This is a genomic window from Streptomyces sp. 63XJN7_1_ISO-PGPR-S23-121 (assembly GCF_056173025.1).
On the sequence record NZ_CM149653.1, the window covers coordinates 3077257 to 3093580 of the forward strand.

Genomic DNA, 16324 nt, shown 5'->3' on the forward strand with positions numbered 1-16324 from the left:
CCTCACGGGGGGCCGGGCGTGGGGCGGGCGGGGCACCACCAGGGGCGGCGGCCCCGCGCGGGCACGCGGGTCCCGTGCCACAGGGCCGGCCCCCCGCCCCGTACGCCTCCTCGGCCACGCGGCACCGGGCACCGGTCGTCAGCCGCGCGTACGTCGCCGGCCTGCGCTTCTCAACCGGCCGGGCGGCACGGCCCGGCCCGGCGGCGTCCGGCGCCGCACGCTCCGCGTCCGCCCGCCTCCCCACCGACCGACGGCACCGGGCACGGGCCGCCGGAGAATATGGGGGACAGTCCCCCATGCGGGCCCCCGCCACATCTGTGACCTTGTTCTCGTGACCGAATCAGCCGCACCCGCGACTCCCGCCGGCACGAACCCCCCGGCCCCCGCCCGCCGGGTCTCCGCACGCTGAGAGACACCGGGCGTTCCTCACGAAGCCGCTTGCCCACCGTCCCGCACCCGCCCTCACAGACACGAGGTTCCTCATCATGGCCGAGCTCCGCCGCGATGCCTCCTCCGCCCCCGCCGATCTCCCCGCCCGTCCGGCCGCCGAGACGGACGCCGCGGGCGGCATCAACCTGGCGGGCCGCAACCGCGCCTGCGCCCGGGCCCGCGTCCTGGCGGGCATGGTTCTCACCAGCGGTATCGTCATCACCCTGACCTCGATCGACACCTCGGTATCCGCCCCGCACTGAGCGTCCGCCAGGTCGCCGGGCACCGGACCGCCCCGGCCGAACGAGGACGGCCGGCCCGCTCACCGGGGCCGGCCGGGCGGTCCTAGGCGTCCCGCAGGGCGGCCGAGCGGGCGCACAGGTCCGCGCGGTTCACCGCCCCCGTCTTGGTGACCAGACTCGCGATGTGCTTCTCCGCCGTGCGCGGGGAGATGAACAGCCGGTCCGCGATGTCCTTGTTGCTCAGCCGCTCCGCCAGCAGCCGGAACACCTCGAACTCCCGCACCGTGACGCCCTGGGCGCGCAGCAGGTCGGGGATGCCGCTGGTGCCGGTGCGGTGCTGGTGCACGGAGGCGCCCAGTCGGCGCAGCCCGGCCCGGCAGGCGCCCGTGACGGCCTGTACGTCGCGCTCGTGGAAGTAGTGCTCCGCCCGCCGCAGCCAGCCCACCGGATCGCCCCAGCCGTCCCGGTGCGCCGCGTCCGCGACGAGCCGCAGCCCCAGGTGCCGGGCCAGCGGATACGGCTCGGCCACCTCCAGCGCGGCCTCCACCGTGGCCGCCGCCCGCTCGCCCGCACCCTCGCGGCCCAGCAGCACGGCCTCGCTCAGCAGCACGAACTGACGGTTCCAGCGCATCCGGGCGACGGCGGTGGTGGTGATCTCCTTGTGCCGGGTCCGGTCCGCGTCCCCGGCCAGCACGTCCAGCAGCAGGACCAGGCCGTGGGTGCCGCCGAGATGGTAGGTCGAGGGGTTGCCCGCCTCCAGCGCCAGCACCTGCCGCAGCTCCTCCCGGGCGAGGCCGCGGTCCTCCTCCAGCAGGGCGCAGAAGGCCCGGGCCAGACCGTAGCCGAGCGCCTCCTCCTGCGAACCGGCGCCGTCCCACTCCGCGAAGGCCGTCAGCGACCGCTCCATCGACGCCCGGTCGGCGTGATGGGCCGCCAGGACGGCCTGGGCCATCAGGACGTACCGCACGACCGGCGCCATACGCAGCCTCCGCACCACGGCCATGCACTCGGCGGCGGCCGACCGGGCGGTGTCGTAACGGCCGCGCAGCACCGCGTCCAGCACGAGGATGCCGTCCACGGTGTGGACGATGTTCACGGAGCCGAGCCGCAGCGCCTCCTCGCGGACCGCCAGCAGGTCCGCGGTGTCGCCGTCGGCCAGCCAGGCGTTGCCGCCGAGCCGGGTGGCCGCGTACATGCGCTGCAGCGGCAGTCGGTGGCGCTCCGCCGTGGCCAGTGCCTGCCCGAGCATCGCCGCCGACTCCTCGGGGTCGCGCTCGCGGGCCACCGTCGCGAGCAGTTCCCGGGCCTGGCAGGCGACGACGGGCAGACCGTGCCGTTCGGCGGTGTCGGCGGCGGACCGGGCCAGTTTCTCCGCGTGCTGGGTGCGGTCGGACCCCGGCGTGTCGAGGGCCAGGTAGGCGGCCGTGACGTCGACGGCCGCGGCGGCCGACTCGTCCGGTGCCACGGCCAGCACCTCACGGGCGCGGGCTATCTGCCGGTTGCCGTCGTTCCACCGGCCCGCCGTGTGGGCGACCTTGGCCAGCCGGGTGTGCAGCGTGGCCAGGCGGACGGGACTCAGCCCCGAGCCGTCCAGCGCGTGCAGGTCCTCGGCCAGGTCGAGGGCGCGGGCGAAGTCACCGGACTCCGCGAGGGCCGGCAGCAGGTTCTCCAGCACCATGGCCCGCGACTGCGGATCGCCCGCGTCGGCCAGCAGGCTCTCGGACCGGCTCAGCAGGGTGACGGCGGAACCGAGCGCTCCGGCCGCCAGCGCCCGGCCGCCCGCGTCCGCGAACAGCAGGCCGGCCTCCACCTTGTCGCCCGCCGTGCTGCGCAGCCCGGCCGCGAGCGCGCACCAGTCGCCGGCCAGGTCCGGATGCAGTTCTTCGACCGCCTCCGCGCCCCGCCGTGCCAGGTCCGCGCGCAGCCCCGGGGTCATCTGCGTGAACAGGGCCTCCACGGTGGGCGAGTGACGGAAGGAGTACCAGTCCGGCGCGGGTTCGTCGGGAACCACCAGCCGCGCGGCCACCCCGGCGTGCAGATGGCTGAGCAGGGCCCGGTCGTCGACACCGGTCATGCGCTGCAGGACCGTGAGCGGGAAGCGCCGTCCGAGCACGGCGGCGGCCGACAGCAGCGTCAGCCCCTGTGTGCCGAGCCGGTCGATACGCCGCAGGATGCCGCGCGCCAGCGAAGAGGAGACGTCGCTGCGCGGGTTGTCGACGGTCCGCCAGCCCTCCGGCCCCCGCACCAGGGTGCCCGCTCCGATCATCGACTGGAGCAGTTCCTCGACCAGGTACGGGCTCCCCGAACTGTCCTCCCACAGCCGCTCCAGCACCGCCGCCGGCGCCTGCTCCGGACCGTCGGTCCCGAGCTGCGCCGCGATCATCTCCTGCGTCTGGGGCCGGGTCAGCGGCGGCAGTTCCAGCAGGGTGGCGGCGCCGCGCCGGCGGGCCGACTGCGCGAGGTCGAGGGCGTCGCTGAAGTCCGTCCGGACCGTGGCGAGCAGCAGGACGGGCGAGTACTCCAGGTTGTCCACCAGGTACTCGAGGACGCCGAGCGTCTCCGGGTCGGCGTCGTGCAGGTCCTCCAACAGCAGCAACTGGCCCTGCCCGCGCCCGGCGGCGATGAGCAGGCGCAGCACGGCCTCGCCGAGGATCACCATGGAACTGCTGTCCCGCTCCCCGGTGTCCCAGTCCGGGATCAGCCGCCCCAGGACCGGCCGGTAGGGGCCGAGGGCCAGGTCGTCCACGGGTTCGCCACCGCGGAAGAGCGACATCAGGGCTTCGGTGAGCGGCCGGAACGGTACGGCCGGTCCCGTGGTGCTGCTGCGGCCCCGCAGCACCCGCATCCCGGCGTCCAGTGCCCCGCCGACGGCCTCGGCGGCGACCCGTGACTTGCCGACACCGGCCTCTCCGACCAGGAAGACCACACCGCCGCGGCCCTGGCGCGTGTCGGCCAGGGCACTTTCTAACAGGGCCAGTTGGGAGTCCCGTCCGACCAGGGAAGGCGCATGGGAACGCATGAGCGCAGATAGTAATCCGACATCGCGGTCCGCGGCAGGTCGCACAGCGGCGCACCGGTGCCACCGCCGCCACGGCGCGCCGACCGGAACAGGCCGACGCCGCACGTCCACGGAACCGCTCCGGCGCCCTGGAGGCGGACGGGTGCCGGGCGGGCCGGCGACACCACCGGCCGGCACCGCGGCGGCCGGCACCCGGACGCGGACCCGAGCGAGGCGCGCGGCCGCGGCGAGGTGATCGGTCAGCGGCCGGGTTCGTCCAGCAGCAGCAGGGACGGCACGGTCTCGGGGTGGGCGAGACGCAGGAGGCCGTAGCCGATGCCGGACAGCCCCGTCAGCAGCCCGGGGGAGGGGACGTGGTCGGGAGTGGCGCAACGGTGGCTCCGCGCCTCGACCAGCGCGAGCACCTGTCCGGAACATCGGGACAGCGCCCCGGCGGCCACCGTGTCGCCCCGCCCGGCGAGCACGGACAGCGCCTCCAGCGCCCCGAGCGTGCCCTGTCCGAGGCTGAGCCCGGGGCCCACCTCGGTGTCCGCCAGGAAGGGCGTCAGCGCGCCGGCGGCGCACCAGGGAGCGGCGGCGGCCACGCCGGCGAGCCCGGTGACCCAGGAGAGGTCCGAGGGCGCGGCCCGTACGGTGCGGACCGCGGCACGCAGCAGCGCGTCGGCGGCGTCCGCGTGCGCGGCGGCACGTTCCGGGCGGCAGCCGGCGTAGCGTCGCAGGGCCCAGCCGATGCCGGCGGCGCCGTCCGCGAACCCGGGTCCGTGGCCGACGGCCCGTGCGCCGGCGGGCCCACCCGTCCGGTCCGGTGCGCGCACCGCCGCCAGCAGCGAGTCCGCCACCGCGTCGGCCAGCCGCAGGGCCTCGGGCGCCCCGGTCGCCCCGTACGCGGCGACGGCGGCGGTCAGCGCCCCGGCCGCACCACCGGCCAGCCCCGGATCGGAACAGGCGGCGGTGGCGTGCCCGAGCGCGACGAGCGCGTCCGGCAGACAGCCCGTCAGGTCCTCACCGAGCAGCGCCGACAGCCGCACGAGCGCGTGGACGATGCCGGCGAGCCCGGCGTAGGCGCCGGGTCCGGCCGCCGCGCTCAGTTCGGGATCGTCGGCCAGCGCCTTGAGCAGGGCGGGCAGGGGCCGGACCGCCTCCCGGGCCAGCGCGGCGTACCGGCCGGCTCCGGTCAGCGCGTCCGCCTGCGCCAGGAACAGCGCCACCCCGCAATACCCCTGCCCCAGCCCGGCCCCCATCGGCAGCACGGCCCAGTGCGGCCCCGACACCCGCTCCAGGCCGAGCCAGTTGGTCCGGCCGCCGCCGCGTACCGCGCGGGCGGCGATCTCGTCGGCGATGCCGCACGCGGCGGCCAGCAGCCGCGAGGCGTCCGGCACGACCGCCGGGAGCGGGGCCAGGGCGAGTTCGGAACGCCGCGCCAGGGGGGAACCGGTCCCGCGCGCCGCCAGCGTGGCCGAGATGATCCACTCCTGGTCGTGGCAGTCGACCTCGTCCATCCGGGCCAGCTTCCGGCCCACCGCGGCCAGCGCGGCCACCGGCAGCACGTCCGGCAACCAGGTGCCGTCGGCCGCCCGGACCCCCGTACCGGACGGCCGATGCACGAACAGGGGGACGTCACCGCGCCACAGCTCCGCGGTCTCGTGCTCGATCAGGCGCCGGCGTGCCTCGTCGTGTTCCGACTCGGTCCACAGCACGGCGAACACCCCCTCCCGGGCCAGGGCGTCGCCGAGGAGCGAGGGGTGGGCGGACTCCTCCAGCAGCGCGGCGTAGAGACGGGTGGAACGCGTGATGAGCCGCGCGGGGCTGTCCGCGTGCCGCGCCAGCGGCCCACCCGGCGCGACCAGTTCACGACCGTGCGCGGCCAGCGCCGCGTAGCCGGTGCGAAACCCCTCCAGCAGAGCCGCCCGATGGTCGGCCCCGTCCAGATGCGCCCCCGAGGGCAGCGGCTGGTTCTGCGCGGCCGGACTGAGCACCGTTCCCCGTACCGCCCGCATCGTGTCCTCGCCGCTGTCCACCCAGCGTAGGCCCTCGCTCGGGAAGGCCCCCTCGGTGCTGCGGCCCAGCGCGGAGATGTCCAGCGCGCCGTCCTCGCCGATCAGCAGATGGGGCAGCAGACAGGTGCGGTGCACGGAGGCCTGGAGGGCGTCCGCGGCAGGATCGGCGCCGGCCGTCATGGCCTGCGGGAGGCCGGTGTGCAGCAGGGTCTCCGCGTCCACCAGGACCGGCTGGTCACCGCAGGCGATGACGTTCTCGTAGTGCACGTCGGCGCCGTCCACCGCGTACAGCAGGGCCAGCAGCACACCCTGGTGCCGGTAGAAGGCGTCGGTCTCGGCGCCCGACCGGCACCAGCGGTGCTCCACGAACTCCAGCCAGCCGTACCCCGGCCGGCGCACACTGCGGGGCGTGCGCAGCGCGAGCCCGGGCACCTTGGCGCCGAGCCAGGCCGCCAGGTCGTCCAGCAGGCCGTGCTGCTCCAGCGGCCGGGGCTTGTACACGAGCCGGTCGCCGCCGGCGAAGCGCAGCACCGCGACCGCCCGGTTGCCCTGATGGGCGTCGCCCAGACCGAGGTCCACCCCGGCCAGCGCACCGGGTGCCTGCCCGTCGAGGAGTCCGGTGACCAGGTCGGCCCGGTCGCCCTGGAACCGCGTCACCAGCTCCACCGCGGCGTCCGCCGCGTCCAGGGCGGTCTGCGCGAGCATCCGGGCCAGCACCGGGTAGGCCGTGAACAGCGCGGTCAGGCCCCGCCGGCTGCCGGTGGCGGCGACGAACGAGGCGAACCGCTCACGCGGGCCCGCTCCGGCGAGGCGCCCGGCGTGCCGGGCCAGGGACAGCTCGTGGACGAGGGTCCGGGCGGCCTGCCGGGTCAGCTGCTCGGTCAGGCGCCGCTCGAACGCCTGCCGCCACACGGCCCGTTCGGTCGTGGGAACGTCCGCCGAGTGGCGGGCGAGCCGGTCCGCGGCCGGGGTGACGAGGGGCCGTGCGACGGCGGCGAAGACCCCTGCGCCCGTGCCCTCCACGGCCGGCGCGTCGACGCTCTCGGAGGCCGCGGCCAGTGCCGCCTCGGCGTAGACGGCCCAGCGGGGCTTGGCCGCGCGGGCGGCGAGACGCTCGGCGGATTCCGCGGCGAGGGCCGCCGCGGTCGCCCCGTCCACCCCGAGATGGGCTAGTCGCAGCGCGAAGCCCGCGCCGTCCCCGAGGTCCCACGGAGCACGCCCGGCGGCGGAACCGGCGGGTGCCGCCGGACGGCCGGGTGCGGCGAGCCGCTCCGCGAGGGACAGCGCCGGGGCCCACCAGGCCGGCGGCAGACGGACGCTGAGCGGAGTCGGGAGGCTGTCGGTCCGGGGAGCCGGGGCGTCGGCGGTCTCAGTCACGAGGAAGAAGGTGCCAGACCTCCGCGTCCCCCACATGGGGAAGTGGCCCCCATATTCGTGCGCACCCCGCGCCGGAGCGCTGCGGTCACCGCGTGGACGTACCGTACCGAGGGGAACGGCCGGCCACGCGTGCCGCGACGGTACCCGGTGTCGCTCAGAACCGGGGCGTGGGCAGCAACCGCGGTTCGATCCGCTCCTCCACCACGTCGGAGCCCGCACGACCGACCACGTAGGCCCCCTTGCCCGGCAGTTCCGCCACGGCCTCGACCAGCTCGGTGCCCCGGTAGACCAGACCCACCCCGTCGTCGGTGCAGTGGGCCGTCCGGAACGCGCCCTCGGCGACCAGCCGGTGCATCAGCGGACGCCGGCCCGCGTCGGAGTCGTAGTGCACGCCGTTGCCGTACGGCAGCAGGCCCAGCCCGTCGGTGACCGGGCGCAGTCCGGGGCCGAAGGAGTCCGTCGCGCCGCCCTCGAACCAGCAGATGGAGCCCGCGCTGATCCCGGCGAGCACCACGCCCGCCCGCCACGCCCGCCGCATGATCGCGTCCAGGCCGTGCACCCGCCACACGGCGAGCAGGTTGGCCACCGAACCGCCCATCACCCAGACCACGTCGTGCGCGAGGACCGTGCCCTCGACGTCCTCGACGTTGGGCATGGGGAACAGCTGCAGGGGAGTGAGGTCGAAGCCCGCCACCCGGGCCGCCTCCGCCACCCGAGCCGTCACGTGCTCGGCGTCACCGGTCGCCGTGCCGACGTACAGGACGCGGGGACGCCGTCCGTGCACACCGGAGAGGTCGACCGCGTGGTGGACCAGGGAGTCGAGGAGCAGCCGGGTGCGCGTGCCGGCACGATGCCCTCCGGACGTGGCGAGGATGGTCGGTTCCGGAGCGGTCACACGCGAGATCGTAGCGCCCCGGCCTCCCCCTGCGAACGTGCCGTCCGGCCCCTCGCCTTCCCCGGTAAGGGCGTGGCGGGCCCGGCCTTCCGCCGAACCCGCCACGCCGGACTCCCCTCGGAGCCGGACCCCGTCGTGCCGTCAGCGCCGCAGGGTCAGCAGACCCGGACGGTAGGGCAGGAGGCCGTAGTCGCCGCCGGAGTTGGGGCTGCGCCCCTGGTAGAGCAACTGCAGATTGCAGGGATCGACGGTCATGGTCTGATCCGGGCTGGTGCGGATCAGTTCGCCATGGCTGATGTCGTTGGTCCAGGTGGCGCCGCTGTTGGCCTTGCCGGCGAACGGGTTGCTCTCGGTCGCGGCCTGGGGTGTCCATGAGCCGTTCAGGCTGGTGGCCGTGAACGAGCGGAAGTACCGGCCCTGCGAGCCGATCGCCTCGACGATCATGAGGTAGCGGTTCTGGCCCTGCAGCTTGTAGACCTGCGGGGCTTCGAACAGGTTGTTGGTCGTGTCGCTCATGACCACGGTCGAGGCCGAGCCGAAGCTTCCGGGGAAGTTCCCGATCGGCATGGCGGCCCGGTAGATCCTGCCGTTGTCGCCGGCGAAGAACAGGTACATGTTCGTGCCGTCACCGATGAGTGTCTGGTCGATGGGTCCGGTTCCGGAGCCGGAGATGCTTCCGGAGAAGAGCACCTGCTCGGACGACCAGCCGTTCGGGTTGGTGGGGTCGCTCGACGTCCGGTAGGAGAAGGCGGTCCCGCCCCACTGGTAGGCGCGCACCCAGATGTTCTTCGGTGCGAAGTGGAACAGCGTGGGCGCGACCGTGGAACCGGACATCGTGTTCTGCCCGGCCGAGGCCATCTCCGACCAGTTGGAGAACAGGCCGAAGTTCATCGAACCCCACCTCGTCCCCGTGTCGTGCGTGGTCGCGTAGACGAGTTGCCTGCCGTTGTACGGGGCGACGGTGAAGTCCTTGAGCGAGACCCACCCCTGCTTGGGCTGCGCCAGCGCGCCCGTGGACGTCCAGCGGTAGGCCGACGGGAGTTCGCACGAGCCGGGGGTGCCGGCGCCGACCTTGACGAGCTGCCACTGCTGGTTGGCGCCGCCCCAGTCGTCGTACTGGACGACGTTCGCGTTGTCGGCGGTGGAGCCCCCTTGCACTTCGAGGGCCTTGTTGCTGTGGCGCGAGACGATCCGCACGTAGCCGTCCGGGCTGTCGGCCAGCCGCCACTGCTGGTTGGTGGCGTTCAGGTCGGCCCACTGGACGATCGGGCCACCGTTCGCGGTGGACCAGTTGTGGACGTCCAGCACCTTGCCCGAGTGGCGGGACTTGATGCGGTAGTAGCCGTCCCCGGAATCGACGAACTGCCACTGCTGCTGGTTCTGGTCGTTCCTGGTCCACTGGGTGATGCGGGCGCCGTCGTCGGTCGCCAGATTGTAGACGTCCAGGGCTTTGCCGCTGTTGCGGTTGACCAGTACGTACGAGGCGTTGGGGTCGACGGTCGCGGCCTCGGCCGGCTGGGCACCGAGGAAGGCGGCCACCAGCAGCAGGGGCGCGAGGACGCCGAGTAAGCGTCTCGGACGGATCGGGGACAGGTGGCGAAGCCACATGGAGGGCCTCCTTGGGGGGTGAGGTCGGGGGGTGAGGTGACGCCGATGTGCACGGAGCGGCAACCCACGTCGAGGCAAGGACGGGTTCGAAACTTTCGAAGCGAACCCGATTCTGTGACGGCACAAGCTAGGAAGGCAGGGTGCTCCGGTCAAGGCCTGTCGCCGATCTGCCCGTTAATGATTTGTCTCTCTGGGCTTGGCGCGACTGCGGTATGGCTGGTCGACCCAGGGTCTTGGCCACGCAAGGTGAGCGTCGAAAGTTTCGATCAGGGTCCGGAAAGTTTCCACGCCCCGAGGGTTGACGAGTCACCGTCAAGCCTCAATCATCCTGTCTGGTGAACCGACCGTAGTACGAGATTTCGAACGAATCCCGCGACCCCAGTGTCCGGTGATCCGTCATTCCTGCCTTGGAGGCGCAGCAGTGGGCTCCTACGCACTTCCCAGACCCGTCCTCCGACGGAAGATCCGCATCCTGTTACCGACGCTGGTCGCCGGCGTCCTCGGTGTGGTCGGCGCGGTCGTCGCACCGCCGACCGCACACGCCGCCGAGAGCACGCTCGGCGCCGCGGCGGCGCAGAGCGGCCGCTACTTCGGCACCGCCATCGCCTCCGGCAGACTGAGCGACTCGACGTACACGTCGATCGCGGGCCGTGAGTTCAACATGGTGACGGCCGAGAACGAGATGAAGATCGACGCCACCGAACCGCAGCGGGGCCAGTTCAACTTCCAAGCCGCCGACCGCGTCTACAACTGGGCGGTGCAGAACGGCAAGCAGGTGCGCGGGCACACCCTGGCCTGGCACTCCCAGCAGCCCGGCTGGATGCAGAGCCTCAGCGGCAGCGCGCTGCGCCAGGCGATGACCGACCACATCAACGGCGTGATGGCCCACTACAAGGGCAAGATCGCCCAGTGGGACGTCGTGAACGAGGCCTTCGCCGACGGCAGTTCGGGAGCAAGGCGCGACTCCAACCTGCAGCGCACCGGCAACGACTGGATCGAGGTCGCCTTCCGCACCGCGCGCGCCGCCGACCCGTCGGCCAAGCTCTGCTACAACGACTACAACGTCGAGAACTGGACCTGGGCCAAGACCCAGGCCATGTACTCCATGGTCCGTGACTTCAAGCAGCGCGGCGTGCCGATCGACTGCGTCGGCTTCCAGTCGCACTTCAACAGCGGCAGCCCCTACAACAGCAACTTCCGTACCACCCTGCAGAGCTTCGCCGCCCTCGGCGTCGACGTGGCCGTCACCGAACTCGACATCCAGGGCGCCTCGTCGACGACCTACGCCAACGTGGTCAACGACTGCCTGGCCGTCTCGCGCTGCCTCGGCATCACCGTCTGGGGCGTGCGCGACAGCGACTCCTGGCGGTCGGGGGACACGCCGCTGCTGTTCAACAACGACGGCAGCAAGAAGGCGGCGTACACCGCCGTGCTGAACGCCCTCAACGGCGGCTCCGGCGGCGACCCGGACCCGGAGCCCGGTGACGGCGCCGCGATCAAGGGCGTCGGTTCGGGCCGCTGCCTGGACGTGCCCAACGCCAGCACCACCGACGGCACGCAGGTCCAGCTCTACGACTGCAACGGCCGCACCAACCAGCAGTGGACGCTGACCAGCTCCGGTGAGCTCAGGGTCTACGGCGACAAGTGCCTGGACGCCGCCGGCACCGGCAACGGCTCCAAGGTGCAGATCTACAGCTGCTGGGGTGGCGACAACCAGAAGTGGCGCCTGAACTCCGACGGCACCATCGTCGGCGTCCAGTCGGGCCGCTGCCTCGACGCGGTCGGCGCCGGCACCGCCAACGGGACGCAGATCCAGCTGTACGCCTGCGGCGGTGGCAGCAACCAGCGCTGGACCCGCACCTGACGAGGTCGGTCACACGAAGAGACCGCCGATGCCCGCGAGGGCCGCCGCCGAGCCGGCGGCGGCCCTCGCGACCGGCACGGCCCCGCAGGCGGCGTCGCTTGGTACGTCACAGGGGCGCGAACGCGTCCGGCAGGGGCCTTTCCCGCGAGAACCGTCTCGTAGGCGTCGCCCTCCGTGCGGCGGAGGGGAGGCGCCGTCGCGTCAGTCCACCGTGTCGAACACCAGCCCGCTGCTGCCCTCGCCGAACCCCGGGCGCTTGCGGCGGCCGATCCAGGTGTGGGTCGAGCCGTCGGACCAACGGGCGTACTGCCAGGCGCGGGTGATCTCCGCCCCGTCGCGGGGGACCTCCTCCTCGTGCAGCAGCAGGTCGGCGCCCGGAGTGAGTAGGACGCCCCGCGGCAGGGGATCGGGACCGCCGGTGGGGGAGGGCACGGTGCCCCGGCGAAGGTGGTGGCCGCCGCCCCGAGGCGCCTGGGGGATGAGGGGGAACCAGTGGGCGGGGACCGAGGAGGCGAGCCGGTAGCGGCCGGGCACGGGCGCGGGGACGGGCGCGGGCTCCTGCGCCCGGTGGACCGGGCGGCCGGCGGCGCCCTCGACCGACTCCTCCAGCGCCCACGCCAGGTTCGCGCCCTCGTCCTGGAAGAGGCGTACCACCTCCAGCGGTTCGCCCTGGAGCGAGACGGGCAGCGTCGGCGAGATCAGCATCCGGTCGGCCCGCCCGCCGTCCGAGCCGCTGTGGCGGAACACCGAGACGCCGGGCAGCAGCAGCTCCTGCCCGAGGTCCCGCAGGGCCTCGTACATGAGCCGGTCGAAGCGGGGTGTGACGGACAGCTGCCGCAGCGGGTCGGGCGCCGCGGCGGCAGCGAGGCCGGCCGCGGGCGGTTCGAGCGGTACGGAGAGCCGGGCGGCCAGCGACGAGGTGATGGCGGCGGTCGGGTCGAGCCCGCCCCGGACCTGCCGGGCCACGTCCGGAAGCCGGTCCACGGGCTTGGGCCGCTCGCCCCGGGGCAGGTCCATCGCGGCGAGCACGCGCTTCTGGTGACGGACGGCGGCCTCGATGAAGGCGTCGCCCACGTCCTTGCGACGGTCGGTGAGCGCCGGGTCCAGGTCGGCGACGGCCACGGCCGTGCCCTGGTTGTACGGATCCGGCCAGTCGGGTACGGGCCGTGACGCGGTCCACTGCCGCCCGCCGCCGCCGATCCGGTCGAAGTCCTCGCCGATCCGGAAGAATGCCTGGTTGGGGGCTTCCCCCGGCCCGTCGTGCAGATGCAGCACGATCAGGTCGGCGTACCGGGACCCGGTGATGTCGGTGACCGCGAGACGCAGCCCGCACAGGCCGGACGGCACGGGGCCACCGCCGACCGACCGCCAGGAGGTCCAGCCGCCCGCGGGCAGACCGCGCGCGTTGATCCGGCGTCCCACCGTGTACCGGACGCGGGAGGTGGCGCCCTCGGGCCTGGCGATCGCCACCACGAGGTCGGGGAGGCCGTCGTCGTTGGTGTCGGCGAGGGCCATGCCGACGGCGCTGACGGGGCCGCCGCTCCAGGGGACGCGGAGGGAGTCGGTCCAGCCGCGGGTGACCTTGCCGTCGGTGTCCAGGCCCCAGCCGATGCGGTAGTAGAGGCCCTTGGGGGTCGCGTAGGCCACGATCAGCTCGGGCCGGCCGTCCCCGTCGAGATCGGCGAGGGCGGCGTCGGCCCCGTACACGGCGTCGTTCACCGGGACCGGCGCCGCACGGGTCGCGCTCCAGCCGCCGGTGACCGCGCCGTCGCGGTCGAGCTCGCGACCGAGCTGGTGGTACAGCCGGTTGGGGCCCGTGGGATTGTCGATCCACGCGGCCACCAGGTCGGGCCGCCCCGTAGCGGTGACCTGGCCCACGGCGATGCCGAGACCCTGGCTCTCGCCGCCGGTCCAGCCCGGCTTCGTCTGACGCGCCGCCCAGCCCCCGCGTACCTCGCCCTGGAACCCCAGGTCGCGGCCGACCCGGTGGTGGATCGCGTTCTCGCCCTGCGGGTTGCCGATCCCGGCCACGACCAGGTCCGACATGAACCCGAGCGGGAGCTTCCACTCCGGACGGGCGACGGGCTCGTCCCGGTGGCCTCCCCTGCCCCGCTGGTCGGCCGGGACCCCGTGGTTGGCCACCCAGGTCCACACGCCGTTCGGTTCGGAGGCCGAGCACAGGCGCTCGCCGTACGGGGAGTCGGCGGTGGTGACGAAGACGGTACGCCGGGACGGCATCCAGGCGACCGGCCGCACCGCGCCGTGCCCCGGCGGCAGACCGGGCTCGCGCCACTGCCACGAGCCACCGGTCCAGGTGCGCTGGTAGAGCCGCCCGTTGGCGCCGGAGACGAAGACGTCCGGGGAGCCGGACGCGCCGCCGAGGATGCTCCGGCAGGTCGTGCCGGGCGGGGTGCCGTGATCCACCCAGGACCATGTCCAGTTGGAGTAGTACCGCTCGAAGAGCCGGCCGTCGCGGGTGGTCAGGAACAGCTTGTCGTCGTCCACGGCGGGGCCGAGGTCCTGGACCAGGGCGTTCGGCGGCGCGCCGTGCTCCTTCCACTCCCAGCGCGACCCGCCGGTCCGGTACACCCAGTCGAACTGCCACAGCGCGGTGACCTGGTCAGTGCCGCCCAGCACCCAGCAGCGGGTCTCGTTCCGCTGCGGCGCACCGAACCCCCCGGAGAAGTAGTACAGCCGGCTGCCCGGGGACTGGGTCGTCCACTCCCTGGCCCGAGATCCGCGCGAAGGCGAATGCCGACGGCGGGCAGATCCTCTTCGCCGATCAGGTCGGCATCCGTTCCGACCAGGTCACCGGCCGCACCTGGGGTGAGAAGGGGAAGACCCCTGTGGTGCGGCGGAGCGGGAACCGGTTCTCCGTCAACGCCATGTCGGCGATCAGCATTAGGGGCCGGATGCACTTCATGGTCTTCACCGCGAGCTTCACCGCTGAAGTGATGTGCTGCTTCCTGGACCGGCTCGTCGGCCACTTCGACCACAAGGTCCATCTCGTCGTCGACGGGCACTCCGCCCACCGCTCCAAGAAGGTCCGCGACTGGCTCGCCGCCCACCCCGACGACGTCGAACTGCACTTCCTGCCCCCGTACTCGCCCGAACTGAACCCCGACGAGCTGGTCAACGCGGACCTCAAGCACAGCCTGCCCAAGCAGCACCGGGCCCGCGATCAGGCCGAACTCGCCGCCGAGACCCGTCGCTTCTTCCGCAGACGTCAACGTCAGCCACACATCGTCCGCGGCTACTTCGGAGGCCCGCACGTCCGCTACATCCTGGACGAGAACCCCATGGAAGGGCGTCAACGCCGGTGTGACCAAGGAGTTCGTGCGCAAGACGGCCAAGGAGTTCGCGGACCTGCAGGCGGAGGCCGAGAGCGTCGCCAACGTCCTGGTCGACGCACACACCGAGCTGACGCGATATCAGAAGCGTGCGCAGACCCTCACGGACGAAGCGCGTAAGGGTGACCCGGACCGCACTCCGCCGGACCCGGGGCTCCTCGTCCTCGACGGCCCGGACGGGACGGTCCGCGTCACGGAGGCGATGTGCACCCCGAAGGCCCCGACCAGCGCGCCAAGGACCGCATGCAGTGGTACGCGGACACCCTCACGGGGATCGTCCAGCACGCAGCCGAGGTCGACGCGGCGGCCGTACACGCGCTGCGCAAGAGCCACGGCAGCGACCCGCACAACGCGGGCCATGCCACGTACACGTCCCTCGACGAGGAGCAGCTGCCGCGCGCGAAGGAACTGGCCGAGCTCGGCGGGGAAGCGAACCCGGAGCAGCGGGCCGAACTGCGGCGCCTGTGGGAGTCCCTGAGCCCCGATGCACGGGCACGGCTCTGGCAGGCGCAGAAGGACGATCTGATGGCGGCAGGCATCCTGAGCCCCACCATGTCGCAGATCGCGGCGGACGCGGGCTCAGGGAAGCACGGGTCAGAGTCGCCGGGCGTCGATGAGTGGGCCACCAAGCAGAAGATGGAATTGCTGACGGAGGGGGCCGACTGGAAGGGCATGACGGACGCGTCCCGCCACATGGCCCACTATCTGGGAAACAGCGGCAGTCCCATGAACCTGCCGGTGGACAAGATGATGGCGGACGTGCCCTCCTTCAAGGCGTACGTCGACGAGACGGTTCGGCTGAACCAGAACGACTGGCGCAGGCAGGCCCTCGAGGAGTTCAGGAAGAACGGCGGGAAACCGGTCGCCTTCCCGGTCGAGGTGAAGCATCCCGAGGGCTTCTACTTCGCGCAGGAGGACAACTCCAACTGGTTCTACGCGGTGGGCGGCGCCAACACCAACGTCACCGGTGTGGTGACCGCTGTTCCGGACGCGAACGGCAACCCCAGGATCGGGGTCGACTACCAGGCGAACGTCTGGGACCGGTACAACTGGGACGAGGGCAAGGGCGTCAACGTCGGCCCGCTGGAGATTCCCGACGGGCAGATGGCCAAGCTGCACCGGGTGGGCTTCGCGCAGGAGTTCGACATGGCGGGCAGCAGCGGCGTCCACCACTACGACCTCGGCTCCTCGAAACCCAACGGCGACCCGCTACCGGGTCCTGACGACAGCAGGGACGGACGCTTGAACCCCGGCCGTGAACAACAACAGGACCGTGCGACCGGCATGCCGACGGGGAGGGCGGACGGCCGATGAGCGACGCGAATCCCTACCGAGCACCCGAGGAAGGCGCAAGCGGTACCGAAGGCGGCGGCGGTGGTCACCCCCATGGCTCGTCGCCGGCGTGGCCGCGGGTGTGTTGGTCCTTTCGGGCGCCGTGGTGGCGGCGGGGTGGCTCCTCGACGGGCCGGACGGTGCTGGATCCGGTGATCGCCTGGAGAAGGCGGCGGCGGATGCGCGGTGGGCCGAGGGGATCACACCGGAG

General features: G+C 73.1%; 9 protein-coding genes. 4 read left to right on the forward strand and 5 right to left on the reverse strand.

Annotated elements, in window-relative coordinates; all coding sequences use genetic code 11:
* Positions 1-485: 485 nt before the first annotated feature.
* Positions 486-692 (forward strand): hypothetical protein, encoded by a 207-nt coding sequence (locus AC0VYN_RS13290; RefSeq protein WP_451691815.1) that lies wholly within the window; start codon positions 486-488, stop codon positions 690-692.
* Positions 693-774: 82 nt separating this feature from the next.
* Here AC0VYN_RS13290 and AC0VYN_RS13295 read toward each other — a convergent pair whose 3' ends face one another.
* The 4 genes from AC0VYN_RS13295 to AC0VYN_RS13310 all read right to left on the reverse strand — a co-directional run bounded on the left by AC0VYN_RS13295 (position 775) and on the right by AC0VYN_RS13310 (position 9567).
* Positions 775-3690 carry a helix-turn-helix transcriptional regulator gene (locus AC0VYN_RS13295; RefSeq protein WP_475536152.1) on the reverse strand — a complete coding sequence of 972 codons (2916 nt, stop codon included), beginning with the start codon at positions 3688-3690 and terminating at the stop codon, positions 775-777.
* Positions 3691-3929: 239 nt separating this feature from the next.
* On the reverse strand, positions 3930-7064 hold the full coding sequence (locus AC0VYN_RS13300) for a type 2 lanthipeptide synthetase LanM family protein (RefSeq protein WP_475536153.1): 3135 nt from the start codon (positions 7062-7064) through the stop codon (positions 3930-3932).
* A gap of 154 nt (positions 7065-7218) precedes the next feature.
* Entirely contained in the window at positions 7219-7959 is a 741-nt protein-coding gene (locus tag AC0VYN_RS13305) for a Type 1 glutamine amidotransferase-like domain-containing protein (protein WP_475536154.1), read from the reverse strand.
* Positions 7960-8100: 141 nt separating this feature from the next.
* Positions 8101-9567: a non-reducing end alpha-L-arabinofuranosidase family hydrolase gene (locus tag AC0VYN_RS13310; protein WP_475536155.1), complete on the reverse strand. Its 1467-nt coding sequence runs from the start codon at positions 9565-9567 to the stop codon at positions 8101-8103.
* A 421-nt stretch (positions 9568-9988) separates the two neighbouring features.
* Between AC0VYN_RS13310 and AC0VYN_RS13315 the strand changes: the two genes are divergently transcribed.
* Positions 9989-11431 carry an endo-1,4-beta-xylanase gene (locus AC0VYN_RS13315; protein ID WP_475536156.1) on the forward strand — a complete coding sequence of 481 codons (1443 nt, stop codon included), beginning with the start codon at positions 9989-9991 and terminating at the stop codon, positions 11429-11431.
* Between the two features lie 201 nt (positions 11432-11632).
* On the opposite strand, the gene AC0VYN_RS13320 is transcribed toward AC0VYN_RS13315, so the two are convergent.
* Entirely contained in the window at positions 11633-14068 is a 2436-nt protein-coding gene (locus AC0VYN_RS13320) for an FG-GAP repeat domain-containing protein (protein WP_475536157.1), read from the reverse strand.
* A gap of 98 nt (positions 14069-14166) precedes the next feature.
* On the opposite strand from AC0VYN_RS13320, the gene AC0VYN_RS13325 reads away from it, so the two are divergent.
* Both AC0VYN_RS13325 and AC0VYN_RS13330 read left to right on the forward strand, forming a co-directional pair.
* Entirely contained in the window at positions 14167-14901 is a 735-nt protein-coding gene (locus AC0VYN_RS13325; protein WP_475536877.1) for an IS630 family transposase, read from the forward strand.
* An 84-nt stretch (positions 14902-14985) separates the two neighbouring features.
* On the forward strand, positions 14986-16095 hold the full coding sequence (locus AC0VYN_RS13330) for a hypothetical protein (RefSeq protein WP_475536158.1): 1110 nt from the start codon (positions 14986-14988) through the stop codon (positions 16093-16095).
* The last annotated feature ends 229 nt before the right edge of the window (positions 16096-16324 follow it).

Bases quoted from the DNA above. Each gene is read 5' to 3' on its own strand.
- AC0VYN_RS13310 (WP_475536155.1), bottom strand. From the start codon at position 9,567: ATGTGGCTTCGCCACCTGTCCCCGATCCGTCCGAGACGCTTACTCGGC.
- AC0VYN_RS13290 (WP_451691815.1), top strand. From the start codon at position 486: ATGGCCGAGCTCCGCCGCGATGCCTCCTCCGCCCCCGCCGATCTCCCC.
- AC0VYN_RS13295 (WP_475536152.1), bottom strand. From the start codon at position 3,690: ATGCGTTCCCATGCGCCTTCCCTGGTCGGACGGGACTCCCAACTGGCC.